Here is a 24,292-nt window from a genome sequence, read left to right on the forward strand (position 1 = left end):
GTTTCATCACGACAACCGCCAGCGGTCGAGCAGCGCGCAGAGGCGCACGACCGCCGGGAAAATCAACACGGACAGTACCATTTGCGGCACGATCTGCTGCACCGTTCCATTGCCTCCGGTGGCGTTGGCGGTCACCAGCCCACCAATGAGGCACAAGATAATCGCGGCGGCCGCGATCAGCCAGTCCTGCCAGTAATCGCGCCACACCATTCGCCGGTCCGCCAGGTCGATGCCCAGCAGCGCAAGCGTCCAGAGCAGCATTGCGCTGCCGATCGGCTGACCGCTGAACAGATCGTCGATCAGTCCCAGCGGAAGGCCGATCCACACCGGCCAGAGCTCGGGGCGCAGCAACCGCCAGGCGAGCAGCATCAGCAAACCGAAGGGGGGCAGCAGCGGCGTGGAGGCGATGATCGGCAGGATCACGGTGGCCGAGCCCAGCATGGTCGTGATCGCAGGCAGCGTCGTGCCGCGCAGGCGCGCGATCCTTTCCTCTCCGTCCGAACGGATACGTGCGCTCATTCGGCGGCTTCCTCCGGCGCGGCGACGGGGGCTTCGGCGACGACGGGCACAAAGACGGGCAGCACGACGGCGTAGTCGAGCTTGGCCGGATTGGCGAGCGGTCGCGCCATCGCACCGTCGCCCGAGGCCGTGATCGCGATCGCCACGGGAATCTTGGGCGGATAGACGCCGCCCGTGCCCGACGTGACGAACACGTCGCCGGGCTTGAACACGTTGCCCGTGGCGGTCAGCGCGCGAATGTCGATCGAACCGTCGCCATTGCCCGTGGCGATCGCGGGCAGACCGTCGGTCACCCGGATGACGGGCACGACATTGCCGGTATCGGTAATCAGCTGGACGCGCGCGGTGCCGCGCCCGGTCTCGATCACACGACCGACAAGGCCATCGGGACCGCGCACGGGTTGCCCCGAGGCGACGCCATTGACGCTGCCCGCGTTCAGCATCGCGAAGCGTCGCGAACTCGACGCCGAGGAACTGGTGAGCTGGGCCGCGACCACCGCGTTCTCGTCAGCTTCTACGATGCCAAGCAATCGCTTGAGCCGACGGTTCTCATAATCGGTGGCACGCGCCTCGATCAGCTTGCGGCGCGCGACCGCAAGTTCCTTGCGCAGAGCTGCATTCTTGGAGCCGGCGTCGAAATATTCGAGCACAGCCTCGCCGCTCGCGCCCGTCGCGCGCACGCTCGAGCGCAGCGCACTTGAAATCGGGCTGGTGATGTCGCTGATCAGCGTCCGGATCGCATTATGGCCCGTCGGGTCGACCCAGGCGGTGACGACAAGCAACAGGCCTAGCAATGCCCCCAGCACCGCGACAACATAGCCCGCGAACAGGCCATATTGCGCACGGCGGGAAAAGCCGGGGCGCCGATTTTTGGGCGGCGCCATAAGCGCTTATGCCCCGATCAGGCGGTGAGCAGCACGCCGCGGAAGATCGGATCTTCCAGCGCGCGGCCCGTCCCCAAGGCGACGCAGGTCAGCGGATCGTCAGCAACCGTGACGGGCAGCCCCGTCTCGTCGCGCAGCACTTCGTCGAGCCCGTGGAGCAGCGCGCCGCCGCCGGTGAGCACGATGCCCTGGTCGACAATGTCGGCGGCCAGTTCGGGTGCGGTGTTCTCGAGCGCGATGCGCACGCCCTCGACGATCGTGCCGACGGGCTCCGAGAGCGCCTCGGCGATCTGGCCCTGGTTGATCGTGATTTCCTTGGGCACGCCGTTGACGAGGTCGCGACCCTTGATGTGGATCGTCTTGCCGACGCCGTCGAGCGGCATCTTGGCGACGCCGACTTCCTGCTTGATGCGCTCGGCGGTCGCTTCGCCAATCAGCAGGTTGTGGTTGCGGCGGACATAGGAGACGATCGATTCGTCCATCTTGTCGCCGCCGACGCGGACCGAGGTGGTGTAGGCGAGGCCGCGCAGCGAGAGCACGGCCACCTCGGTGGTGCCGCCGCCGATGTCGACGACCATCGATCCGATCGGTTCGGTCACGGGCATGTCGGCGCCGATCGCGGCCGCCATCGGCTCCTCGATCAGCCATACCTGCGACGCGCCCGCATTCGATGCGGCGTCACGGATCGCGCGGCGTTCGACCGAGGTCGAGCCCGAAGGCACGCAGATCACGATTTCGGGGAAGCGCCAGGGCCGGCTCTTGCCGCCATGCACCTTGTGGATGAAGTGCTTGATCATCTGCTCGGCGACGTCGATGTCGGCGATCACGCCGTCGCGCAACGGGCGGATCGCCTCGATGCTGCCCGGGGTCTTGCCCATCATCAGCTTGGCGTCGTCGCCGACTGCCTTGACCTTTTTGACGCCGTTGAGCGTCTCGATCGCGACCACCGAGGGCTCGTTGAGCACGATGCCACGTCCGCGCAAATAGACGACTGTGTTTGCGGTCCCCAGATCGATCGCCATGTCATGGGACATGAACTTCAAGAATTTCAAATGGCGCGATAAGAACATGTATTGCCCCGTCCAGACTGCTTCAATTGGGCTCGCGGCCGAAGCCGGGCCGATAATAGGATCCGCTGCGGCGCCTTCAGATGTCTGCAAGCACCAAATTTTTAGTCAACGCCGGGTCGCGGGATGCCGTCGCTTGGGCTAGACGAAGCCCCATGTCAATACGCCGCCTCCCCGAGCATCTTGTCAACCGAATTGCCGCAGGCGAGGTCGTTGAAAGGCCAGCAAGCGCGCTGAAAGAACTGGTTGAGAACGCGATCGACGCGGGCGCGACGCGAATCGCGGTCAAGCTGACGGGCGGGGGGATCGACCTGATCGAGGTCGGCGACGACGGATGCGGCATGGATCGCGACGAAATGCAGCTCGCGCTGGAGCGCCATGCCACCTCCAAGCTGCCCGACGACGCGATCGATGCGGTCTCGACGCTCGGATTTCGCGGCGAGGCGCTGCCCTCGATCGCCAGCGTATCGCGATTCACGCTCGAAAGCCGCGTGCGCGGTGCCGATGGCTGGCAACGCGTCGTCGACAATGGCCGGCTCGAAAGCGAGGGACCTGCAGCGCTTCCACCCGGCACGCGGATCCGCGTCGAGCGCCTGTTCGAAAAGGTGCCCGCGCGCCGCAAGTTCCTGCGCAGCGCGCGCGCCGAATATGCCGCGTGCGTCGATGCGGTGCGCCGGCTTGCCATGGCGCGGCCCGATATCGCGTTTTCGCTCGAGCATGAGGGGCGGCGTGCGCTCGGCGTGCAGGGCGGCGAAAGCGGTCCCGATCGCGTCGCCGCGCTGACCGACCGGGCGCTGTCCGAAAACAGTGTTGGCATTGATTTCACGCGCGAGGGTGTGCGCCTCGGCGGTGTGGCAGGGCTGCCGACCTTTAATCGCGGTGTCGCCGATCACCAATATCTGTTCGTCAACGGGCGCCCTGTGAAGGATCGGTTGCTCGCCGGCGCGGTGCGCGGCGCCTATGCCGATGTGCTCGCGCGCGACCGGCACCCGGTAGTCGCGCTGTTCCTCGACGTTCCCGCCGACGCGGTCGACGTCAACGTCCATCCCGCCAAGACCGAGGTGCGCTTTCGCGACCCCGCGCTGATCCGCGGCATGATCGTGAGCGGTTTGCGCCGTGCGCTCGACGAGGCGGGGCATCGCAGCGTGCAGCGCCCCGATCCCTCGTCGCTCGGCAACTGGCAGAGCGAGCCGCTCGCGCCCGCGGCCGAACTCGCGCTCGGCGCGCTTGGCGATTACGCGGCCGCGCCATCGGTAGTTTCACCCCAGTCCACGGTCTGGGACCGCAGGCCCGGCTTCACGATGCCGCCGCCAATGGCGCGCGCCGAACCTGCTTATGCCGCTCCGCCCGAGACGGTCAGCTATCCGCTCGGCGTGGCGCGGGGGCAGGTTGCCAAGACCTATATCGTCGCCGAGGCCGAGGACGGTCTCGTCATTGTCGACCAGCACGCCGCCCATGAGCGTCTCGTACTCGAACGCATGCGCCGCGCGATGGACGGGGGCGGGGTGGCGCGCCAGGCGCTGCTGCTTCCCGAGGTCGTCGACCTTGACGAAAGCGCGTGCGACCGGCTCGAGGCGCGTACCACTGAACTCGTCGAATTCGGGCTCGAGCTCGAACGATTCGGCGCCACCGCGATGCTCGTGCGCGCAACCCCCGCAATGCTGGGCAATGGCGATGTGAAGGCGCTCGTCACCGATCTCGCCGACGAGCTTGCCGCCTATGACGAGGCGCTCTCGCTCAAGGAACGGCTCGACCATGTCGCCGCCACCATGGCGTGCCACGGCTCGGTCCGCGCGGGCCGCATACTCTCGGTCGCCGAAATGAACGCGCTGCTCCGCGAAATGGAGGTCACCCCGCATTCGGGCCAGTGCAACCATGGCCGCCCGACATGGGTGAAGCTCGCGCACGGCGATATCGAAAAGCTTTTCGGCCGTAAGTGAATGAGCCAGTTGATATTGTGAATCGTGCGCCCGCAGCCGTTGTGGAGGCGGATCGACGAGGATCTGGCGATAAGCTGGATCAGGCAGGCATCGGAACTTCCCGGAGAACATTCGCTCGCGGGCGGTTTACGGCCTGCTCTTCCGCTGCTGATCAATCAGGACCGCCTGTTGCCATGGGCTCGGCGCCTTGTCGGTGCGATGAATGCAGCCTGCCCAGCAGCAGGGCCGCTTCTTGCCCTCCAGCAGCTCTTCACGGGTTCGCTCAATGCGCCGCTGCCGCGTCTTTGGCTGTTTCGCGTCATCCACCCAGCAGATGAACTCGTTTCGACCGAGCGGCGTCAGGCTTTCCCACAGCATCAGGATTTTCGGGTCCGACCGCAAGGCAGCTTCAAGGTCTTCAGCTGCCTTATGGACAGTGCCATGCGAAAAAGTCTCCACCGCGAAATCTCCAAGCAATGCAACCCGCAAGCCGGGCTCGCTAACGCCGCATAGCATGACGCCTTCTGAACCTGGCCGCCAATCGAAATCATGTCTGCGTTGGGCTGGTGCGCTTCTGGCTTGGTAGCGGGACCCGTCCGCAATGCCGGCCAACGCGCCCTTTACCCCGCGTAGCGTCCGGCGGTCTGGCGGATCAGCGCGATCATGTTGGGGATGCCCTGCGTCCGGTTGGAGCTGAGCTGGTTTTTGAGATCGAAGGGCGCAAGCGCGTCCTCGATGTCCAGCGTCACCAGCTCCTCGGGTGTCCGATCCTGAACGATCTGCAGAATGAGCGCGATGATCCCCTTGGTGATCGCGGCGTTGCTGTCGGCGAGGAAATGGAGCCGCCCGTCTTCGGTGCGCGTCGGATAGACCCACACCGCCGCCGAGCATCCGCGCACCAGCGTCGCATCGGTCTTGAGCGCGTCCGGCATGTCCTCGAGCGCGCGGCCGAGGTCGATCAGCAGGCGATAGCGATCGTCTGCGTCGAGGAACTCGTATTCTTCCTGGATCTCGGTGATTGCGTTCACGACAGTCATGTCGTGCGCGCTAGCAGGGGCCGCAAGGGGTGGTCCAGCGGGATTTTTGCTCTCGTTGTCCGTCAATCTCCGCAAGGGCCGCGCATCCGGTTGAACCGTCATCCCGGACTTGATCCGGGATCCACGAACACGGAATTCGGGGGGCTATTCGTCGGTTCCGGTGTTCATGGATCCCGGATCAAGTCCGGGATGACGGCCAAGAGGGAAGGCCAGAAGCCGTCTCTCCCGCTCAAGGTGCAAGCGCCCCGCTCAAAGCTCGACGCCTGCGGCGATCGCCTCGAGCTTGCGGATGCGTTCCTTCAGGTCCGCGATTTCGATCCGCGAGCCCGCGGTGGTCGGCTGGGCTTCGAGCCGCGCGTGTTGAAGCTCGGCGCGCTTGAGGTCGAGCCATCCGCGCCATCCGCGCAGCGCCGCTGCGGTCATCATGGCGATCGCCGCGAGCGCGGAGAGCGCGATGGTCAGGTAAAGTGTCGGGTCGGTCATGATGATGTCCCCATTCTCTCCGGGCCGGCCCTCAGGCCTGGTCCCGTTGGCGCAGTTTCTCGATCTCCCGGTCGAGTGCGCTGGTGTTGTCGGTTGCGAGCCGTTCGAGCACCGCAACGCGTTCCTTCAATGCCTTCACTTCGTCGCGCAGCCGCTGCGTGTCGGGATCGTGAAGGACCATGTCATTGCCCTTCCAGTCCCTGCCCACCTTGTACCGGGCGCGCAGAATGCCGCCGATGGTGACGATGAAGACGATCGCCACGACCATCGAAAACGGGTTGTCGAACATCTATGGTCTCCCTGAACCGTCAAATTCTCAGTTGCTCTTGACGCGCAGCGTCTCGATTTCGCGCGTCAGCGTGTGTGCTTCGTCGGTCACGATCCGCTCGACATTCGCGAGCCGATCCTTGATCGATCCGATCTCGGCGCGAAGCTGCGCGTTTTCCTGCGTCAGCAGCTTGACGCGCTCGATCGCCTCGTCATTCTTCCTTGGGTAGAGCGCCTGACCCCATGCGCCGTCGAGCGGATATCCGTGCCGGATGCGCAGCCAGGTGGTGACCACCCATCCCGCGATGCCTAGAACACCCATGATCGCGCCGAAGACGATGAAGGGCTGAATAAATTGCTGGTCCATTGTTCGTTTCCTGAATTTTATTCTGGTTTCAGCGCAGGGCGTCGATTTCGCGCGCGGTGCGGTCGGCGGGATCGGTGGCGATCCGCTCGAGCACCGCGATGCGTTCCTCAAGGCGCGTGATCTGGCCCTTCAGATGTTCGTTCTCGCTCGAAAGCAGCTCGATTTTTCGATCAGCGTCGGGATCTTTTCGATCAACGGTGCCGCCCCATTCATTTTCGATCGGGTAGCCATGCTTGGCGCGGATCCATGTCGAGAGCAACCAGCCCCCCATGCAGATCGCGACGATGGCGATAACGAAACCCGTTCCCTGAAACATCATTTTCCTCCCTGTTGACAGCGGCTTGCTTAGCGCAGGCTGTCGATCTCGTCGGCCAGGCGGGTGTTGCGGCTCGTGTAATAGAGCTCGACGTCAGCGAGGCGGCGGTCGATGTCGCGGAACTTGGCGCGGACATCGCGGGTGGTGCGAGCGGGCGACTGGCGCACGCCTTGCCAGAATTTGGCATCCTCGGCGCTTTCGTAGAGCCCCAGCGGCTTGGGATTGGCGACCCAGGCCGCGACCCAATAGGCGATCAGCGTCCAGGGGAAGCCCCCGGCCAGCGTCAGCAGCACGGTCCCGATGCGGACCCAGGTGACGTCGACGCCGGTATAGTCGGCGATCCCCGAACACACGCCCAGCCACTTGGCGTTCTGCTTGTCGAGGTAGAATTTTGTGCGGCTCGCGGACATTGTCAGTCTCTCCCTGTGCGATGCGTTTTGGCGGTGGGGCGCCGGTCAGCGGCGCTGTTCCAGCCGGGTGATCGTGGTCGGGCCTTCGATGTCGCCCGATTTCCAGTTGGGGTTGTCGGCGGTGATGATCCGTTCGACGGTGTTCAGGCGCTCCTCGAGCCGCCGTGCGGTGTCGTGGAGCTCGTCGAGCAGGTTCTCGTCCTCGCGCGTGATGCTGGCGCCTTTCTTCCACTGGGTCACATAATGGAGGATGATCCAGGGCATTCCGATGAAGAGGATGCCGACGACCATGATGGGGACAAGCACGTCTTCCATCGGATCAGCCCTCCTGGCCGGCGGCCTTGGCCTTCAGCGCGGCAAGTTCGGCCTCGACCTTTTCGGACGAGCGCAGCTCGGCGATTTCTTCCTCGAGCGTCTTCTGCGGCGCGCCGAGCTGCAGCGCATCGGCGCGGCCCTCGGCCATGTCGACGCGGCGTTCGAGCAGGTCGAAGCGCGAGAACGCCTCTTCCACCTTCTGGCCGGCATAGGCCTCGCGCACCTTGGCGCGGTTGTGCGCGCTTTCCAGCCGCGCGACGATCGAGTTCTGGCGCGCGCGGGCTTCGCGCAGCTTGGCCTGGAGCTTGGAAATGTCCTCTTCCGATGCGCGCAGCGCATCGTCGAGCACCGCGATCTCGGTCTGGAGCTGCCCCGACATGTCGGCGGCCTTCTGCTTTTCCATCAGCGCGGCCTTGGCAAGGTCCTCGCGATCCTTGGAGAGCGCCAGCTCGGCCTTTTCGGTCCAGCTTTCCTGGAGCTTGTCGAGCTTGACGATGTGGCGACGCATTTCCTTCTGGTCGGCGATCGTGCGTGCGGCCGAAGCGCGAACCTCGACCAGCGTCTCTTCCATCTCCAGGATGATCATGCGGATCATCTTCGCCGGGTCTTCCGCCCTGTCGAGCAGGTCGGTGACGTTGGCGGCGATGATGTCGCGGGTGCGTGAGAAGATACCCATTTAGAAAACTCCTGAGATGAAATTCTTGGCTGATCCGAAGGGGTGCCGGGGCGGGGCAAGGGGTTCCCGCCCCGGCGGGGTTGTGTCGTCAGGCAAAGACCCGGACGACGGGGGTGGGCGCTTTGGCAGTGTCGGCCGCCTGGGCCGGACCGACCGCGCTCAGCACGCAGGTGGCGCTGAACAGGATGGTGCAGACGATGGCGGTCATGGTGCTGCCGAACTTGCTGTTGGTCATGCTGGTCATTGGTGGTCTCCCTGAAACTTGGCCTGAGTTGCTGTCATGCGTTGTCCCTTGCTTTGCATGGCGCGTGCCAGTTTTCGAAAAATGGCGGAATGCTGCGGATTTTCTTCATGCCGCATTCATGATTCAGAAAATTGCATTGCCAAAAGTTGGGAAATTTCACTAAGCATCGGGTATGGATCGCGACAGCTCATTTATCGGCCAGTCGATGGCCTTTCTCGACTCGGTCGAACGCGCCAGCCGCGCCGCCGCGCTCAACCGTCCGGTGCTCGTCATCGGCGAACGCGGCACCGGCAAGGAACTGGTCGCCGAGCGGCTCCATCGCCTGAGCCCGCGCTGGGATGGCCCGCTCATCATCATGAACTGCGCGGCGCTGACGGAAACGCTGATCGAAGCCGAGCTTTTCGGCCATGAACAGGGCGCCTTCACCGGTGCGACGCGCGCGCGCGCCGGCCGGTTCGAGGAGGCCGATGGCGGCACCTTGTTCCTGGACGAACTCGGCACGCTGTCTTCCGCAGCGCAGGAGCGGCTGCTGCGCGCGATCGAATATGGCGAAGTGACCCGGATCGGTTCGAGCCACCCCGTCCGTGTCGACGTCCGCATCGTCGCTGCGACCAACGAGCATCTGCCCGGGCTCGTGGCCGAAGGGCGCTTCCGCGCGGACCTTCTCGACCGGTTGAGCTTCGAGGTGCTGACATTGCCTCCGCTGCGCGCGCGTGAGGGCGATGTCCCCGTGCTCGCCGATCATTTCGGGCGGCGCATGGCCTCGGAACTGGACTGGCCGCACTGGCCGGGCTTTTCCGACGCGGCCGCGGCAATGCTGCTCGCGCACGACTGGCCGGGCAATGTCCGCGAATTGCGCAATGTCGTCGAGCGCGCGGTCTATCGTTGGGATGACCCCGAACGGCCGATCGACGTGATCACATTTGATCCTTTCGCCTCGCCCTGGCGGCCGGCGCCGACGATCAGGCATGACGTCGATGCGCCGCCGGCACGCGCCGCAGAGCCAACCCCGGCACCACGCGCGGAGCTGGGCGTCGTGAGCGACCTGAGGCAGGCGGTCGAAACGCATGAGCGCGAGATCCTCGAAGCGGCGCTCGCGCGCCACCGTTTCAACCAGCGCGCCACGGCCAAGGCGCTCAACCTGAGCTACGACCAGTTGCGCCATGCATTGAAGCGGCACGACCTCCTCTGAAATTCGCAGATTCGCGCGAACTGTGGTAGGTTTGACGCCATAACAGGAGAGGAGGACGTCATGCGTTTCGCATTGAGGTCGGCCATCCCGGCGATCATCGTCATCGCCTGCCTGGCTGCTCCCGCATCCGCTTCAAAACAGGTGATTGGCAGTGGCATGGCGCGCCAGTGCTATCTGGATGCGGAGAACCAGCGCGCCACGCGCTTCACGATCGCGGGTTGCACCGAGGCACTGACCGACGAAGCGCTCACGCCCGAGGATGTCGTCGCGAGCCATGTCAATCGCGGCATACTCTATATGCAGATCGGCGATTACGATGTCGCGATGCGCGATTTCGACGAAGCGCTGCAACTCGATCCCAACGAGCCCGAGGCTTATCTCAACAAGGCGCTGGCGCTGTTCCGGACCGAGGATCGCTGGCGGGACTCGCTGCCGCTGTTCGACATCGCCATCGAGAAGAAGACGCGCAAGCCCGAGGTCGCCTATTTCGCGCGCGGACTGGCGAATGAAATGGCGGGGAATATCCGTGAGGCTTACAACGATCTGAGGACGGCCGCGCAGATCGCGCCCAAATGGGAAGCACCGCCGCGCGAGCTTGCGCGCTATTCGGTACGGCCGAAAAGCGGCACCTGAAGGGCACCAAAAATTTGTTGTGATGCCCATATAAACTCGCGGGACCATTTTGCTGCCGATGCGTTAGGAGGGCGTGCTTTCAACCCCCCAAGAGGTGAATCATGCCCTTCAAACTGCCCGATCTTCCCTATGCGAAGAACGCGCTCGAGCCGCACATGTCGGCCGAGACCTTCGACTATCATCATGGCAAGCACCACAAGGCCTATGTCGACAAGGTCAATGGCTGGATCGACGAAAAGAAGCTGGCGGGACTGAGCCTGATCGAGGTGATCGAAAAGGCGAAGAAGGACGGCGACAAGGGCCTGTTCAACAACGCCGCGCAGATCTGGAACCACAGCTTCTTCTGGCAGTGCCTCAGCCCCGCGGGCGGCAAGCCGTCCGAGAAGCTGCAGGCGTTGATCGACGAGGCTTTCGGCTCGACCGATGCGCTTATCGCGAAGCTCAAGGACGAATCGGTCGGCCATTTCGGCTCGGGCTGGGGCTGGCTGGTGCTCAAGGGCGGCAAGCTCGCGGTCACCTCGCTCCACGACGCCGACACGCCGGTCGTCTATGACGACATCAAGCCGTTGCTGACCCTCGATGTGTGGGAGCACGCCTATTATGTCGACTATCGCAACGCGCGCCCCAATTATCTCGACGCGGTGCTCGCCAACCTGATCAACTGGGATTTCGTCGAGCAGAACCTCGACGGCAAGGGCGCTTCTCGCGCGGATCAGGCGCAGTAATCAAGATCCTCCCCGGTACGGGGAGGGGGACCATGCGAAGCATGGTGGAGGGGCTGGGCCGAAATCCGGTGGCAGCCCCTCCGTCGCGCTGAAGCGCGCCACCTCCCCGTACCGGGGAGGATTTAATACGTCACCCCTGCGGCGGTGCGCTTTCGGCGGCATCCTCGGCGCTGACGGTGAGGCCGTGTCGTATCATCATCGGCACGTTGGCGACCATGAACAGCATCGACAACACCGTGACGCCCCACACTTTGAGCGTGAGCCAGAGGTCGAAATCGAGTGTCAGGCGCATCGCCTCGTTAATCAGAGCCATCGCAGCGAAGAAGATCGCCCAGTTGCGCGAAAACTTCATCCAGCCCTCGTCGCTCAGCCCTTCCATCGCGGCCTGCATCAGGTTTTTCATTAGCGGCTTGCCTGTCAGAAGCCCGCCAAAGAGCAGCACCGAAAACATCGTGTAGATGATCGTCGGCTTGATCTGGATGAACTTCGGATCGTTGAAATAGATCGTCAGCGTGCCGAAGCCGAGGACGAGCGCCGCCGACAGCCAGAGCATCGGCGAAACCTTGCCGAGCTTCCACCTGGAAACCAGCACCGCAACGACGATCGCGGCCATGAACGCCACCGTGCCCGCGATCAGCCCGATGAACTTGAAGGTGAGGAAGAAGACGAGCAGCGGCCCGAAATCAAGTGCAAGGCCCAAACCGCCATGCTGTTGTTGCCCGGCTTTCGTCGTCATTCTCCGCTTCCTGCAATCGCGCGCGCCAGCTCCGCTGCTTCGAACGGTCGCAAGTCGTCTATGGTTTCGCCAACCCCGATCGCGTGGATCGGAAGGCCGAATTTCTCCGCCGCCGCGACGAGTACGCCGCCGCGCGCGGTGCCGTCGAGCTTGGTCATCACGAGCCCCGTGACGCCCGCGACTTCCTTGAACACCTCGATCTGCGACAGCGCGTTCTGCCCTGTGGTCGCGTCGAGCACGAGCACGACGTCGTGGGGCGATGCCGGGTTGATCCGGCCGAGCACGCGTCGGATCTTGGCGAGCTCGTCCATCAGCTCGCGCTTGTTCTGGAGGCGCCCCGCGGTGTCGACAATGAGGACGTCGGTGCCGATTTCGGTCGCCTGCCTGACCGCCTCATAGACGATGCCGGCGGCGTCGCCGCCCTCGGGGCCGCTCACGATCGGCACGCCGATGCGGTGCGCCCAGACCTTCAGCTGGCCGATCGCAGCGGCGCGGAAAGTGTCGCCGGCGGCGAGCATCACCGAATAATCCTGTTCCTGGAACAGGTGCGCGAGCTTGGCGATCGTCGTGGTCTTGCCCGATCCGTTGACGCCGATGACGAGGATCACCTGCGGGCGCGGAAATGCTTCGACCTCGAGTGGTTTGGCGACGGGGCCAAGCACCTTCTCGATCTCTTCGGCGACCAGCGCCTTCACGCCCGCTTCGTCTATGCCTTTGTCATAGCGGCCGTCGGCGAGCCGTTCGCGCACGCGCGCCGCCATGCCGGGGCCGAGGTCGGAGACGATCAGCGCCTCCTCGATGGCGTCGAGCGTCTCATCGTCGAGCGCGGATTTGGTGAAGAGGCCGGTGAGGTTCTCGCTCAGCCGGTCGGAGGTGCGCTTGAAGCCGCCGAACAGCTTCTTGTGCCAGGGCGTCTCGGTCATGCGGGCACGCCTGTCAGCGTCGTGCCGTCGAGGCCGGTGATTGCGATATCCATGATCTTCCCAGTGTCGTTCCGGCGGAAACGGGGGGCAAGCCGTACGCGTGCGAAATTCTCGGCATGGCCCGAAAGCCCGTCCAGTTCGATCAGCACCTTCTGTTTCGTTCCCGTCAGCGATTCGAGCCAGCGCCTTTGCCTCAGCGCCGCAGCCTCGCGCAAGCGTCGCGCGCGATCCTTGATCACGCTGCGCTCGAGTTGCGGCATCAGCGCTGCGGGCGTTCCGCGTCGGGGCGAATAGGGGAAGACATGGCCATAGACGACATCGCAATCGTCGATCAGTGCCAGCGTGTTCTCGAACATCGCCTCGGTTTCGGTCGGGAAGCCCGCGATGATGTCTGCGCCGATCACAAGGTCCTGCCGCGCGGCCTTGAGCTTTTGCACGATCGCCACCGATTGCGCGCGGCTGTGGCGGCGCTTCATGCGCTTCAGGATCATGTCATCGCCCGCCTGGAGCGAGAGATGGATGTGCGGCATGATCCGTGGTTCGTGCGCCAGCAGGTCGGACAGCCTGTCATCGATCTCGACCGAGTCGAGCGAGGACAGCCGCAGGCGGGGCAGGGCGGGGACGTGGCGAAGGATGCGTTCGACGAGCTGGCCAAGGCTGGGGCCGCCCGGCAGATCGGGGCCGTAGCTGGTCAGGTCGACGCCGGTGAGCACGACTTCGCGATAGCCTTCGTCGACCAGCGCCTTGATCCGCTCGACAACGGCGCCCGCGGGCACAGAGCGACTGTTGCCGCGGCCATAGGGGATCACGCAGAAGGTGCAGCGATGATCGCAGCCATTCTGCACCTCGACAAAGGCGCGCGCATGTTCGGCAAAGCCCGAGGCGAGCTGCGGCGCGGTCTGGCGGACCGCCATGATGTCCGACACCCTGACCTCTGCCGGCTCGCCATCCGGCGCAGCGAGAAAGCTTTCGGGCTGCATCTTCTCGACATTGCCGATCACGCGCGCCACTTCAGGCATCGCGGCAAAGCTTTCGGGCTCGATCTGCGCCGCGCAGCCCGTGACGATCACGCGTGCATCGGGGCGCGCGCGCTTGGCGCGGCGGATCGCCTGACGCGTCTGTCGCACTGCTTCGGCGGTGACCGCGCAACTGTTGACGATCACCAGATCGTCCCCCTCGGACACGATCGCGCGGATCGCCTCGCTCTCGGCGATGTTGAGCCGACAGCCGAGCGTGATCAGTTCGGGACCGCTCACCGCAACCAGTCCGCGTCGATCTCACCCGAATAGACGTGCGTGGCAGGGCCGGTCATGCGGATCGTTTCGCCGGGCCTCCAGTCGATGACCAGGTCGCCGCCCGGTAGCGTGACCGTCACCGGACCCTCCGCGCGGCCAAGCCGGATCGCCGCGACCGCGGTCGCGCAGGCGCCCGTGCCGCAGGCCTGAGTGAGCCCGACGCCGCGTTCCCAGACGCGCAACGAAATCGCATTGCGGCTCCGCACCGTCGCGACGTTGACGTTCACGCGCTCCGGAAAAAGCGGATCGGTCTCGATCACGGGGCCGATGACGTCGAGCGGAACTGCATGCGCGTCGGGGACGAAGAAGATCGCATGCGGATTGCCGACATTGACCGCGGTCGGGCGTTCCAGTCCGTCCCATCCGACGGGCATGTCGCGCGTGTCCATCGCATAGGCGAGGGGGATGGTCTCCCAGTTGAAGCGCGGCTGACCCATATCGATCGTCGCGCCCGTGCCGCTGGTCTTACCGTGCAATATGCCCGCAAGCGTCTCGATCGTCACATCTTCGCCGAGCAGGCGCGCGACACAGCGCGTGGCGTTGCCGCACGCGCCTACCTCGCCGCCATCGGCATTGAAGATGCGCATGCGCGCATTGGCGACGCGTGATGGCTCCATCAGGATGAGCTGGTCGCAGCCGACCCCGGTGCGCCGATCGGCGATCGCGCGCACCTGCGGCTCGGAGAGTGCGACCGACGTCTCACGCGCGTCGATCACGACGAAATCGTTGCCAAGCCCGTGCATCTTGTGAAAGCGTACGCCCATGGCCCGCGATCTAGGCATGAGCAGCGCCGAAGTCCACAGATGGACCCGCGAAATCCTCGATTTCTGGCTGGTCGAAACGCCTCCGGAGCGACGCTTTGTCAAGGACGCGGCGCTTGACCGGGAGATTATGGCGCGCTTTGGGGCCTTGCACACGCGCGTGAAGGCGGAAGGCGCAGCGGGCTGGCGCGACGATCGCGACACGCTCCTTGCCGCGATCATCCTGTTCGATCAGTTCTCGCGCAACATGTTTCGTGGACAGGCCGAGGCCTTCGCCACCGATGCGCTGGCGCGCGAACTGGCGCGGCTGGCCCTGTCGCGCGCATGGGACAGGACGATGACGCCCGAGGAGCGGCAATTTCTCTATCTGCCGTTCATGCATTCGGAAAACGATGCCGATCAGGCACTGTGCGTCAGGCTGTTCACTGCTTTGGGCGAGCCCGACGCGCTCGATTATGCGCGGCGCCATGCCGATCAGATCGCGCGCTTCGGTCGCTTCCCGCAGCGCAATGCCGCGCTTGGCCGTGAAAGCACGCCCCGTGAAATCGAATTGCTCAGCCGGCCTGGCGAAATGTTCTGACGCTGTCGCTCTTGCTCGTCCCGGTACGATGGCGTGCGGCCGGAAGCAGATTCTTGTCGGCAAGCAGTTTCCTGACCTGACCGACGGGCATCGGCTTGCCGAAGTGCCAGCCCTGTCCCTTGTGCACACCGAGCACGCGCAGCCGCTGCTCGATCTCGGCATCCTCGATCCCTTCGGCGGTCACAGGCAGGCCGAGGCTGTCGCCCAACCGCGTGATCGCGTTGACGATCGCGGCGCTTTCGGGGTTGTCGTTGATCGACGAGACGAAACTGCGATCGATCTTGATGCGGTCGAAGGGCAGCGCGCGCAGGTGCGCCAGTGAGCTGTAGCCCGTGCCGAAGTCGTCGAGCGCCAGCTTGATCCCCTGGTTCTTGAGGCTGCCGACGATCGACTGGGCGAGGACGAGGTTTTCGAACAGCGAGCTTTCGGTGATCTCCACCTCGAGCCGGTGCGCGGGATATCCGGTCTCGACGAGCAGCTTGACGAGCTTCTGCGCCAGCCAGGGATCCTTGAGTTGACCCGGCGAGATATTGACCGAAAGCGTCAGCGAGGGATCCCAGTCGCGGCCATGCTCCATCGCCTGACGGATGACCGACATCGACAGGTCGCCGATCATCCCGGTCTCTTCGGCAACGGGGACGAATTGCTCGGGCGAAACAAGGCCCTGGTTCGGGCTGTCCCAGCGCGCAAGCACCTCGAAGCCGTGGAGGCGGCCCGTCGTCAGGTCGATCTGCTGTTCGTAATAGGGAACGAACTCGCCCTTGGGGATGCCGCTCCTGAGGCCCGCTTCGATGGCGTTGCGCATCTGGAGCGCGCGCTCCATCGATGAATCGAACCAGCAATAGCGGTTACGCCCTGAGTTCTTCGCGGCGTACATCGCGATATCGGCGCGGCGCATCAGCGCCTCGATCGTGTCGCAATCGATCTCGGACCGCGCAATGCCTACCGACACGCTGATATGCGTGTGGATCCCGCCCGCGTCGAATGGCTGGGAAAGCCGCGAGACGATCTTCTGCGCGACACGATTGACCGTTTCGGGGCTCGACGGATCGAAGAGGAAGGCGCACGCAAACTCGTCGCCGCCAAGGCGCGCGGCAAGCGAGACCGGCGGCATGGCCTTTTCGATCTCGGCCGACACCGATTTGAGCAGCGCATCGCCCGCGGCATGGCCGTGCATGTCGTTGACGTTCTTGAAATTGTCGAGGTCGAGCATCAGCATCGCGACGCATTTCTGGCGGCGATCCGCGCGCGCCAGCATCGCTGCGCCCGTCTCGGCGAGCGAGCGCCGGTTGAGGAAGCCTGTCAGGGGATCCTTGGAGGCGAGTTCGCGGGCGCGTTCTTCGGCCGCGCTGCGTTCCTTCACCTCGCGCGACAGATCCGCATAGCGCCGCCAGCCGAACAGGATCAGCGCGATATTGAGCAGTAGTGCGACAACCAGCGTCTGGTCGGCGCCGCCTCCGACGCCCGAAATCGCCTTGACCGTATTTCCGACCACATTGCTGCCGGTCCCCACGAACAACAGGATCGCGGCAACGGTGACGCCGCCGGTGATGATGTCGCGTCTTGCGCTGACGACTGCGGAACCGCGCCTTCTTTTTGCGCCAGCCTCGTGCGCTTCGGCCATTGGTCCTGTCCCTATTTCCCCAGATGATTGAGCTAATGGCCAAAAAGCGTGTAGATCAGGTTAAGCCTTCGCGGCCCCTTGCGCCGTGCGCTCATTTCCACTATTTGCCCACCCAAATCGTTCCGACTAGGCACGAACCGCACGCGCCCAAGGGTGCCCGCCGACCGACGAGGTTTCGTCCGCCGGCGTGTTTTGCGTTTTGTCTTGAGGTCGGCACGGGAAAGGAAACCGGACGATGTTTGAATCCTTGAGCGAAAGGCTCGGCGGCGTATTCGACAAGCTTCGCGGGCGCGGCGCGCTCGGCGAGGCCGATGTGCGCGCGGCGATGCGCGAGGTTCGTATCGCGCTGCTCGAAGCCGATGTCGCGCTCCCCGTCGTCCGTGACTTTGTCGACAAGGTTACCGAACAGGCCGTCGGCCAGTCGGTCCTGAAGTCGGTCACGCCCGGTCAGCAGGTCGTCAAGATCGTCAATGACGCGCTTGTCGAGATGCTCGGCGCCGAAGCGGCCGAACTCGAGCTGGCGGTCACGCCGCCCGCGATCGTCATGATGGTCGGTCTGCAGGGCTCGGGTAAGACCACCACCACCGCCAAGCTCGCCAAGCGCCTCACCGAAAAGGATCGCAAGAAGGTCCTGATGGCGTCGCTCGACGTCAACCGTCCCGCTGCGCAGGAGCAGCTGGCGACGCTCGGCGAGCAGACCAGCGTCGCGACGCTGCCGATCGTGGCCGGGCAGCAGCCCGTCGACATCGCGCGCCGTGCGCTTCAGGCCGCGAAGCTCCAGGGCTTCGATGTGCTGATGCTCGATACCGCGGGTCGCCTCCACGTCGATCAGGCACTGATGGACGAGATGAAGGCGGTCGCGGACGTTGCGCAGCCGCAGGAAATCCTGCTCGTCGTCGACTCGCTCACCGGTCAGGACGCGGTCAACGTCGCGAAGAGCTTCTCCGAACAGGTGCCGCTGACCGGCGTCGTGCTGACCCGCATGGACGGCGATGCGCGCGGTGGTGCCGCGCTCTCGATGCGCGCGGTCACGGGCAAGCCGATCAAGTTTGCGGGCGTTGGTGAAAAGCTCGACGCGATCGAGCCCTTCCATCCCAGCCGCGTTGCCGGCCGCATCCTTGGCATGGGCGACGTCGTCAGCCTCGTCGAGCGCGCCGCCGAGACGATCCAGGCTGATGAGGCAGAGAAGCTCGCGGCCAAGATGGCCAAGGGCCAGTTCGACCTCAACGACCTGCGCGCACAGCTCGACCAGATGAAGCGCATGGGCGGTCTCGGCGCGCTCGCCTCGATGATGCCGGGCATCAAGAAGGTCCAGAACGCGATGGCCAATGGCCAGGTCGACGACAAGATCCTCGTCCGCCTCGACGCGATCATCGGCTCGATGACGCCCAAGGAGCGGACCAAGCCTGAACTGATGAACGCGAAGCGGAAAATCCGCGTCGCCAACGGCAGCGGGACGACGGTGCAGGAGGTCAACCGCCTCCTCAAGATGCACCAGGAAATGTCCACTGCGATGAAGAAGATCAAGAAGATGGGCGGCCTCAAGGGGCTCGGCGCCATGTTCGCCAAGGGCGGCCTCGGTGGAATGGGCGGCGGTCTCGGCGGGATGCTCGGCGGAGGTGGCGGCCAGCCGCCCGCGGGCCTGCCCGGAATGCCGGGGCAGGGCGGCATGCCCCAGCTTCCTCCCGGGTTCGACAAATTTTTGAAGAAGTGATCGTTAGAGTTTAGAAAGAAGGAAGAAATACAATGGCAGTTTCCATTCGCCTTTCGCGCGGCGGTTCCAAGAAGCGCCCCTATTACCGCATCGTCGTCGCCGACGCGCGCAGCCCGCGCGACGGCAGCTTCATCGAGAAGATCGGCACCTATAACCCGCTTCTCGCCAAGGACGACGCCAACCGCGTGACGCTCAACGGCGAGCGTGCGAAGCACTGGCTCTCGGTTGGCGCGCAGCCTACCGATCGCGTTGCCCGCTTCCTCGACGCTGCCGGTGTCAAGGAGCGCGCTGCACGCAACAACCCGAAAAAGGCCGAGCCTGGCGAGAAGGCCAAGGAGCGCGCTGAGGAGAAGGCCGAGAAGCTGAAGGCCGCCGAGGAAGCTGCTGCTGAGGCCGCTGCTGCGCCCGCGCCGGTTGAAGAGCCTGCGGCTGAAGAAGCCGTCGAAGTCGTTGCGGAAGCCGTCGAGGCCGCGACCGAAGAGCCGACCCCCGAGGCCGAAGCCGTTGTCGAAGCGGCTGCCGAGGAAGCTCCGGCAGCTGAAGAAGCTCCTGCGGCTGAAGAAGCGCCCGCCGAAGAGGCAGGCGAGGAAAAGGCCGAGGGCTGATCCTTGTCGACACGCCCCGTCACGCTTGCCGTCATCATCGGCGCGCACGGCGTGACGGGCGAGGTGCGCCTCAAGCTGTTCGCTGAAAATGTCGAGAGCCTGAAGGCGCACAAGCGCTTCAATGACGGAGCGCTGACGCTGAAGAGCGTGCGCGATGGCCCCAATGGCGCCATCGCCCGCTTCGCCGAGATCGCCGATCGCACCGCCGCCGAGAGGATGCGCGGCACCGAACTGACGGTCCCGCGCGAGGCCCTCCCGCCATTGGCCGAGGGCGAATATTATCATGCCGACCTGATCGGGCTCCCTGCTGTCTCGACTGATGGCGAAGCCCTGGGCACCGTCGTCGCGGTCGAGAATTTCGGCGCGGGCGACGTGATCGAGATCGAACGTCCCACGGGCAAGCGCTTCATGGTTCCGATGTTCGCTGTTCCTGAGTGGGGTGAGCGCGTCGTGATTGACGCTGCGTTTGTCGAATAGTATATACATCACGTATATACGGAGGCGCGCGTGAACAAGGAATACCGGGCCAAGGTCTTCAAGTCGGGCAATTCGCTCGCACTTCGCTTGCCCAAGGCGCTCGGCCTTGAAGAGGGTACCGAAATGGTGCTGCGCGAGGAGAAGGGAAAGTTCGAGTTCGAACCGGCGGTGGGGCCCAGGCGCAAGCTCGATATTAGCGGCTTTGCGGGTAAGGCGCCCTGGCTCAAGCCGCTTCCTCGGGAATTTCGTGAATTCGAGGAACGGCCGAGCGCGCTTGCCAAGCGGGCACGGCAGAATGACGCGTGATAAAATATCTGATCGACGCGGACGCGGCCATTTACGCGATGGCCGAGTCCCATTCGCCGTTGACCGCGCGCATGGAGCAGTGTGCGCCGGGGGACATCGCGATTTCGGCGATCAGTTTTGCGGAGATCGCGCTTGGAACGCACAATGGCAAGCCGCCTCTGTCAGGCATTCTCGATGCGTTTCTGGCGGCGATCCCCATGCTTCCCTTCGACGAGCCAGCGGCGCGGGAATATGCCAGACTGCCGTTCAGGCGCGCCCGTTTCGATCGTCTGCTGGCCGCACATGCGCTCAGCATCGGCGCGACGGTGATCACCAATAACGAAGATGATTTTGCCGATGTCCCCGGTCTGAAAATCGAAAATTGGTCGATATGACGGCGTTAGCGCTCGATCGACTGATCGAGACCACTACCGACTTCACGCGTGCGCGTCCTGGCTTGCGTGGCGCCTTCTGATGTGGCCGTTTGCTGGTGGTCATCTCATTGATCCTCCGCATGCGCGCGCCCATCTACGGCGTCTCGAACTTGGCCACATTGCAAAGGTGATCGAGCAAGGCCATTGGTCCGAACCATGACCTTCGCCGCCCAGATCCTCACCCTCTATCCCGAGATGTTTCCCGGACCGCTTGGCCAGTCGCTTGCGGGCCGCGCGCTGTCCGAGGGGCGCTGGTCGTGCGACACGATCCAGATCCGCGATTTCGCGACCGACAAGCACCGCTCGGTCGACGACACGCCCGCGGGCGGCGGCGCGGGCATGGTGCTCAAGCCCGATGTCGTGGCAGCCGCGGTCGATCACGCGATCACGCGCCAGCCCGATGCGCCGATTCTCGCCATGACGCCGCGCGGGCGACCGCTCACGCAGGAGCGTGTGCGTGAACTGGCTGCCGGCCCCGGAGTCACCATTCTCTGCGGCCGTTTCGAGGGATTTGACGAGCGTTTGTTCGAGGCGCGGCCGATAGAACCCGTCTCGATCGGCGATTATGTGCTGTCGGGCGGGGAGACCGCCGCGATCGTGCTGTTAGATGCTTGCATTCGCCTGCTTCCCGGCGTAATGGGCGCGGCTTCGAGCGGAGACGAGGAAAGCTTCGAAAGCGGCCTCCTCGAATATCCGCATTATACCCGGCCCGTAGAATGGGAAGGGCGCACGATCCCCGAAGTGTTGCGATCGGGGGATCATGCGAAGATCGCCGCCTGGCGGAAACAAAGGGCGGAGGAAGATACACGGCTAAGGCGGCCGGACCTTTGGGAGCGCCACAGTGGCGCTCGGGACCAGTCGCCCTCTGGTGCGCAGCGAAAGAAAAAGGACAGATGAGATGAACCTCATCCAGCAGATCGAAGCCGAGCAGATCGCCAAGTTCAACGAGGCGAAGAAGATCCCCGAATTCCGTCCCGGCGACACGCTGAAGGTCGGCGTGAAGGTCGTCGAAGGCGAGCGCACCCGCGTCCAGAACTATGAGGGCGTCTGCATCGCACGCTCGAACAAGGGCATGGGCTCGTCGTTCACCGTCCGCAAGATTTCGTTCGGCGAAGGCGTCGAGCGCGTTTTCCCGCTCTACTCGCCCAACATCGAGTCGATCGAGGTGGTCCGCAAGGGCGCCGTCCGTCGCGCCAAGCTCTATTATCTGCGCGGCCGTACCGGCAAGCGCGCGCGCATCGCGGAACGCCGCGAGGTTCGCGACACCGCGGCCTGATCGCCACGGCATAAAGGCTTTGAGACGGGCGTCGGTAGCGATAAGGCTGCCGGCGCCCGTTTCGTTTTTGCGCGATGGGAACCAATTGTGTCGCTCATCCTGAGGAGGGGCTGAGCCTGGCGAAGCCCCGTCTCGAAGGACCGACTCCAAAGCGTCCTTCGAGATGGTGAAGCAGGTCGCCGTGTCCCCCGGACACGGCTGCGAACGTCCGGGGGACGCTCGCACCTGTTCACTTCGGCAAGCTCAACGGCTCCTCAGGATGAGCGGAAGAGTGATATTTCAAAGGATTTGAGGATGCTGGGTAGATGGTTGCTGGCGGGCGTAGCTTTGGTTTCGATTCAGATGTCTCCCGCCATGGCTGAAACTGCCCCGCAGGAACTGACGCTCGAACGCATCTTCGCCAGCCCCGATCTCAACGGCCCGCGCCCGCGTGCGCTGAAGCTCTCGCCCGATGGCACACTGGTCACGCTCCTGAAGAACCGTGCCGAGGATCGCGATCGCTACGATCTCTGGGCGATCGACACGAAAACGGCGAAGGCCTCGATGCTCGTCGATTCCGCAAAGATCGGCAGCGGTGCCGAGCTTTCCGAGGAAGAAAAGATGCAGCGCGAGCGCGCGCGCATCGGCGGCACGCGCGGCATCGTCGCCTATGACTGGGCGCCCGACGGCAAGAGCCTGCTCGTGCCGCTCGACGGCGACCTGTTCCTCGCGACGCGTGACGGCAAGGTCCGCCGCCTCACCGAGACAAAGGCGGGCGAGCTCAATGCCACGATCAGCCCCAAGGGCGGCTTCGTCTCCTTCGTACGCGACCAGAACCTCTTCGCGCTCGATCTCAAAAGCGGCGCCGAGCGCGCGTTGACGCACGACGGCGGCGGCACGCTCAGCTGGGGCGTTTCCGAATTCGTCGCGCAGGAGGAAATGGACCGCACCAAGGGGTCGTGGTGGTCGCCCGACGATGCGCGCATTGCAGTCGCGCGCGTCGACGAAAGTGGCGTGATGGTCGTCAGCCGCGCCGCGATCGGCGCCGAGGGGACCAAGGTCTATGACCAGCGCTATCCGCGCGCGGGAACACCCAACGCGCGCGTCGATCTCTACGTCATGCGCGCCGACGGCTCGGAGCAGGTGAAGGTCGATCTGGGCAGCGACCCCGACCATTATCTCGCGCGCGTCGACTGGCTCCCCGATGGCAGCGCGCTCATCGTCCAGCGCGAGAACCGCGCGCAGACGCAGCTCGACCTGCTCAGGGTCGATCCCGTAACGGGCAAGGCGACCCCGCTTCACGCCGAAACCAGCAAGACCTGGATCAACCTCTCCAGTGATCTGCGCGCCCTGAAGGACGGCAGCCTGATCTGGACGTCCGAGCGCAGCGGCTTCTCGCACCTCTATCACTGGAAGGGCGGCCAATGGACGCAGCTCACCAGCGGCGACTGGGCGGTGAAGGAGGTGACGGGCGTCGATCAGGCGAAGGGGCGCATCTATTTCCTCGGCAACCGCGAAACCCCGGTCGAACAGCATCTCTACGCGGTCGACATCGCGAAGCCCGGGCAGGTCACGCGGCTGACCGAGGCCGGCTGGTGGAACAGCGCGGTGATGGACGGCGCCGCCACGCGCGCGATCATCACGCGTTCGAACCCGAGCCAGCCCGAACAGGTCTATCTGGCGGACGCGACGGGCAAGCGCCTCGCATGGATCGAGGAAAATGCGCTGAAGGGCACGCACCCCTATGCGCCGTTCGTCGCGGGGCATGTCGCGCCGAAGTTCGGCACGCTCAAGGCCGCCGATGGCAGCACGCTCCACTACAAGCTCCTGACGCCGAAGATCGAGCCGGGCAGGCGCTATCCGGTCTTCGTCCAGGTCTATGGCGGTCCCGGCGGCGGCCGTCAGGTGACCGCGGCATGGGGCGGCGGGCTCCACCAGTATCTCGTCGACAAGGGCTGGATCGTCTTCTCGGTCGACGGGCGCGGCACCCCCGATCGCGGCAAGGCGTTCGAGGATCAGATCCACAAGGCGATGGGCAGCGTCGAGGTGCAGGACCAGCTGACCGGCGTCGAATGGCTCAAGAGCCAGGATTTCGTCGATTCCGCCAAGATCGCGGTCTATGGCTGGTCCTATGGCGGCTATATGACGCTCAAGCTGCTCGAGGCGGCTCCGGGCACCTATGCCGCGGGCATTTCGGGTGCGCCCGTCACGCAATGGGCGCTGTACGACACGCATTATACCGAGCGCTATATGGGCAATCCCAAGACCGACGCCGCGGCCTATGCGAAATCGGACGCGCTGGGCGAAGCGACGAAGATCGCTGACCCGCTGCTACTGATCCACGGCATGGCCGACGACAATGTCGTCTTCGAGAACTCGACCGCGCTGATGGCGAAACTGCAACAGGCGGGCAAGCCGTTCGAGACGATGGTCTATCCCGGCCAGACGCACCGCGTCGCGGGCGACGGCGTCAGCGTCCATCTCTGGCGCACGATCGGCAATTTCCTCGATCGCGCGGTGCTGAAGAAGGTCGACTGAGGCAGAAGGCA

General features: G+C 64.5%; 31 protein-coding genes. 13 read left to right on the forward strand and 18 right to left on the reverse strand.

From position 1 onward, the window contains the following. Positions 1-6 precede the first annotated feature (6 nt). The 3 genes from mreD to MKI88_RS10430 are packed head-to-tail and all read right to left on the reverse strand — an operon-like array spanning position 7 to position 2,473. Complete coding sequence (mreD, locus tag MKI88_RS10420) at positions 7-519, reverse strand: rod shape-determining protein MreD (RefSeq protein ID WP_241631315.1); 513 nt, start codon at positions 517-519, stop codon at positions 7-9. Continuing rightward, positions 516-1,403 carry a rod shape-determining protein MreC gene (gene mreC, locus MKI88_RS10425; protein WP_241631316.1) on the reverse strand — a complete coding sequence of 296 codons (888 nt, stop codon included), beginning with the start codon at positions 1,401-1,403 and terminating at the stop codon, positions 516-518. The genes mreD and mreC overlap by 4 nt, the downstream gene beginning before the upstream one ends. Before the next feature lie 17 nt (positions 1,404-1,420). Beyond that, entirely contained in the window at positions 1,421-2,473 is a 1,053-nt protein-coding gene (locus MKI88_RS10430; RefSeq protein WP_281063732.1) for a rod shape-determining protein, read from the reverse strand. A gap of 152 nt (positions 2,474-2,625) precedes the next feature. On the opposite strand from MKI88_RS10430, the gene mutL reads away from it, so the two are divergent. Then, positions 2,626-4,410, forward strand: coding sequence for a DNA mismatch repair endonuclease MutL (gene mutL / locus MKI88_RS10435; RefSeq protein WP_241631318.1), 1,785 nt, complete (start codon positions 2,626-2,628; stop codon positions 4,408-4,410). A gap of 126 nt (positions 4,411-4,536) precedes the next feature. Here mutL and MKI88_RS10440 read toward each other — a convergent pair whose 3' ends face one another. The 10 genes from MKI88_RS10440 to MKI88_RS10485 all read right to left on the reverse strand — a co-directional run bounded on the left by MKI88_RS10440 (position 4,537) and on the right by MKI88_RS10485 (position 8,504). Continuing rightward, the gene (locus tag MKI88_RS10440) at positions 4,537-4,878 is read right to left on the reverse strand and encodes a YdeI/OmpD-associated family protein (RefSeq protein WP_241631319.1); all 342 of its coding nucleotides are present in this window, start codon (positions 4,876-4,878) and stop codon (positions 4,537-4,539) included. Between the two features lie 131 nt (positions 4,879-5,009). Next, the gene (locus MKI88_RS10445; RefSeq protein WP_241631320.1) at positions 5,010-5,426 is read right to left on the reverse strand and encodes a SufE family protein; all 417 of its coding nucleotides are present in this window, start codon (positions 5,424-5,426) and stop codon (positions 5,010-5,012) included. 249 nt (positions 5,427-5,675) lie between these two features. After that, a complete protein-coding gene (locus MKI88_RS10450) occupies positions 5,676-5,909 on the reverse strand; it encodes a hypothetical protein (protein WP_241631321.1) in 234 nt (77 codons plus the stop codon). 31 nt (positions 5,910-5,940) lie between these two features. Then, positions 5,941-6,198: a hypothetical protein gene (locus MKI88_RS10455; RefSeq protein ID WP_241631322.1), complete on the reverse strand. Its 258-nt coding sequence runs from the start codon at positions 6,196-6,198 to the stop codon at positions 5,941-5,943. A 27-nt stretch (positions 6,199-6,225) separates the two neighbouring features. Then, the gene (locus MKI88_RS10460) at positions 6,226-6,543 is read right to left on the reverse strand and encodes a hypothetical protein (protein ID WP_241631323.1); all 318 of its coding nucleotides are present in this window, start codon (positions 6,541-6,543) and stop codon (positions 6,226-6,228) included. A 28-nt stretch (positions 6,544-6,571) separates the two neighbouring features. Further along, positions 6,572-6,862 carry a hypothetical protein gene (locus MKI88_RS10465; protein WP_241631324.1) on the reverse strand — a complete coding sequence of 97 codons (291 nt, stop codon included), beginning with the start codon at positions 6,860-6,862 and terminating at the stop codon, positions 6,572-6,574. A 26-nt stretch (positions 6,863-6,888) separates the two neighbouring features. Further along, positions 6,889-7,269 carry an envelope stress response membrane protein PspC gene (pspC, locus tag MKI88_RS10470; protein ID WP_241631325.1) on the reverse strand — a complete coding sequence of 127 codons (381 nt, stop codon included), beginning with the start codon at positions 7,267-7,269 and terminating at the stop codon, positions 6,889-6,891. A 45-nt stretch (positions 7,270-7,314) separates the two neighbouring features. Next, complete coding sequence (gene pspB / locus MKI88_RS10475; protein ID WP_241631326.1) at positions 7,315-7,584, reverse strand: envelope stress response membrane protein PspB; 270 nt, start codon at positions 7,582-7,584, stop codon at positions 7,315-7,317. 4 nt (positions 7,585-7,588) lie between these two features. Further along, a complete protein-coding gene (gene pspA, locus MKI88_RS10480) occupies positions 7,589-8,260 on the reverse strand; it encodes a phage shock protein PspA (protein WP_241631327.1) in 672 nt (223 codons plus the stop codon). A gap of 88 nt (positions 8,261-8,348) precedes the next feature. Further along, complete coding sequence (locus tag MKI88_RS10485) at positions 8,349-8,504, reverse strand: hypothetical protein (RefSeq protein WP_241631328.1); 156 nt, start codon at positions 8,502-8,504, stop codon at positions 8,349-8,351. 172 nt (positions 8,505-8,676) lie between these two features. On the opposite strand from MKI88_RS10485, the gene pspF reads away from it, so the two are divergent. From pspF to MKI88_RS10500, 3 genes are all read left to right on the forward strand, one after another. Continuing rightward, positions 8,677-9,696 carry a phage shock protein operon transcriptional activator gene (gene pspF, locus MKI88_RS10490; protein WP_241631329.1) on the forward strand — a complete coding sequence of 340 codons (1,020 nt, stop codon included), beginning with the start codon at positions 8,677-8,679 and terminating at the stop codon, positions 9,694-9,696. 60 nt (positions 9,697-9,756) lie between these two features. Then, complete coding sequence (locus MKI88_RS10495; RefSeq protein WP_241631330.1) at positions 9,757-10,329, forward strand: tetratricopeptide repeat protein; 573 nt, start codon at positions 9,757-9,759, stop codon at positions 10,327-10,329. A 101-nt stretch (positions 10,330-10,430) separates the two neighbouring features. Continuing rightward, a complete protein-coding gene (locus MKI88_RS10500; RefSeq protein ID WP_241631331.1) occupies positions 10,431-11,054 on the forward strand; it encodes a superoxide dismutase in 624 nt (207 codons plus the stop codon). A 130-nt stretch (positions 11,055-11,184) separates the two neighbouring features. Here MKI88_RS10500 and ispZ read toward each other — a convergent pair whose 3' ends face one another. Genes ispZ through dapF form a run of 4 tightly spaced genes read right to left on the reverse strand, consistent with a single transcriptional unit; the run spans position 11,185 to position 14,772 of the window. After that, positions 11,185-11,790, reverse strand: a complete 606-nt coding sequence (gene ispZ, locus MKI88_RS10505; protein ID WP_241631332.1) for a septation protein IspZ — start codon at positions 11,788-11,790, stop codon at positions 11,185-11,187. Beyond that, positions 11,787-12,713 (reverse strand): signal recognition particle-docking protein FtsY, encoded by a 927-nt coding sequence (gene ftsY / locus MKI88_RS10510; protein WP_241631333.1) that lies wholly within the window; start codon positions 12,711-12,713, stop codon positions 11,787-11,789. The genes ispZ and ftsY overlap by 4 nt, the downstream gene beginning before the upstream one ends. Beyond that, positions 12,710-13,969 carry a tRNA (N(6)-L-threonylcarbamoyladenosine(37)-C(2))-methylthiotransferase MtaB gene (mtaB, locus tag MKI88_RS10515; RefSeq protein ID WP_241631334.1) on the reverse strand — a complete coding sequence of 420 codons (1,260 nt, stop codon included), beginning with the start codon at positions 13,967-13,969 and terminating at the stop codon, positions 12,710-12,712. Before mtaB ends, ftsY begins: the two co-directional genes overlap by 4 nt. Beyond that, positions 13,966-14,772: a diaminopimelate epimerase gene (dapF, locus tag MKI88_RS10520; RefSeq protein ID WP_241631335.1), complete on the reverse strand. Its 807-nt coding sequence runs from the start codon at positions 14,770-14,772 to the stop codon at positions 13,966-13,968. Before dapF ends, mtaB begins: the two co-directional genes overlap by 4 nt. On the opposite strand from dapF, the gene MKI88_RS10525 reads away from it, so the two are divergent. Then, entirely contained in the window at positions 14,771-15,349 is a 579-nt protein-coding gene (locus tag MKI88_RS10525) for a DUF924 family protein (protein WP_241631336.1), read from the forward strand. The genes dapF and MKI88_RS10525 overlap by 2 nt on opposite strands. On the opposite strand, the gene MKI88_RS10530 is transcribed toward MKI88_RS10525, so the two are convergent. Beyond that, the gene (locus tag MKI88_RS10530) at positions 15,324-16,973 is read right to left on the reverse strand and encodes a bifunctional diguanylate cyclase/phosphodiesterase (RefSeq protein ID WP_241631337.1); all 1,650 of its coding nucleotides are present in this window, start codon (positions 16,971-16,973) and stop codon (positions 15,324-15,326) included. The genes MKI88_RS10525 and MKI88_RS10530 overlap by 26 nt on opposite strands. 235 nt (positions 16,974-17,208) lie before the next feature. Between MKI88_RS10530 and ffh the strand changes: the two genes are divergently transcribed. The 8 genes from ffh (at position 17,209) to MKI88_RS10570 (ending at position 24,281) form a co-directional block, all read left to right on the forward strand. Further along, positions 17,209-18,687 carry a signal recognition particle protein gene (gene ffh / locus MKI88_RS10535; RefSeq protein ID WP_241631338.1) on the forward strand — a complete coding sequence of 493 codons (1,479 nt, stop codon included), beginning with the start codon at positions 17,209-17,211 and terminating at the stop codon, positions 18,685-18,687. Positions 18,688-18,719: 32 nt separating this feature from the next. Then, complete coding sequence (gene rpsP, locus MKI88_RS10540) at positions 18,720-19,292, forward strand: 30S ribosomal protein S16 (RefSeq protein ID WP_241631339.1); 573 nt, start codon at positions 18,720-18,722, stop codon at positions 19,290-19,292. A gap of 3 nt (positions 19,293-19,295) precedes the next feature. Further along, positions 19,296-19,769, forward strand: coding sequence for a ribosome maturation factor RimM (gene rimM, locus MKI88_RS10545; RefSeq protein ID WP_241631340.1), 474 nt, complete (start codon positions 19,296-19,298; stop codon positions 19,767-19,769). A 30-nt stretch (positions 19,770-19,799) separates the two neighbouring features. Continuing rightward, entirely contained in the window at positions 19,800-20,075 is a 276-nt protein-coding gene (locus MKI88_RS10550; protein WP_241631341.1) for an AbrB/MazE/SpoVT family DNA-binding domain-containing protein, read from the forward strand. Next, the gene (locus MKI88_RS10555) at positions 20,072-20,449 is read left to right on the forward strand and encodes a type II toxin-antitoxin system VapC family toxin (RefSeq protein WP_241631342.1); all 378 of its coding nucleotides are present in this window, start codon (positions 20,072-20,074) and stop codon (positions 20,447-20,449) included. The genes MKI88_RS10550 and MKI88_RS10555 overlap by 4 nt, the downstream gene beginning before the upstream one ends. A 195-nt stretch (positions 20,450-20,644) precedes the next feature. After that, positions 20,645-21,385: a tRNA (guanosine(37)-N1)-methyltransferase TrmD gene (gene trmD, locus MKI88_RS10560; protein ID WP_241631343.1), complete on the forward strand. Its 741-nt coding sequence runs from the start codon at positions 20,645-20,647 to the stop codon at positions 21,383-21,385. 1 nt (position 21,386) lies between these two features. Further along, positions 21,387-21,764 carry a 50S ribosomal protein L19 gene (rplS, locus tag MKI88_RS10565; protein ID WP_241631344.1) on the forward strand — a complete coding sequence of 126 codons (378 nt, stop codon included), beginning with the start codon at positions 21,387-21,389 and terminating at the stop codon, positions 21,762-21,764. A 294-nt stretch (positions 21,765-22,058) separates the two neighbouring features. Beyond that, positions 22,059-24,281 (forward strand): S9 family peptidase, encoded by a 2,223-nt coding sequence (locus MKI88_RS10570; protein WP_407073337.1) that lies wholly within the window; start codon positions 22,059-22,061, stop codon positions 24,279-24,281. The last annotated feature ends 11 nt before the right edge of the window (positions 24,282-24,292 follow it).

It is taken from the genome of Sphingomonas sp. LaA6.9 (assembly GCF_022601895.1).
In the GTDB taxonomy this organism is placed as follows: domain Bacteria; phylum Pseudomonadota; class Alphaproteobacteria; order Sphingomonadales; family Sphingomonadaceae; genus Sphingobium_A.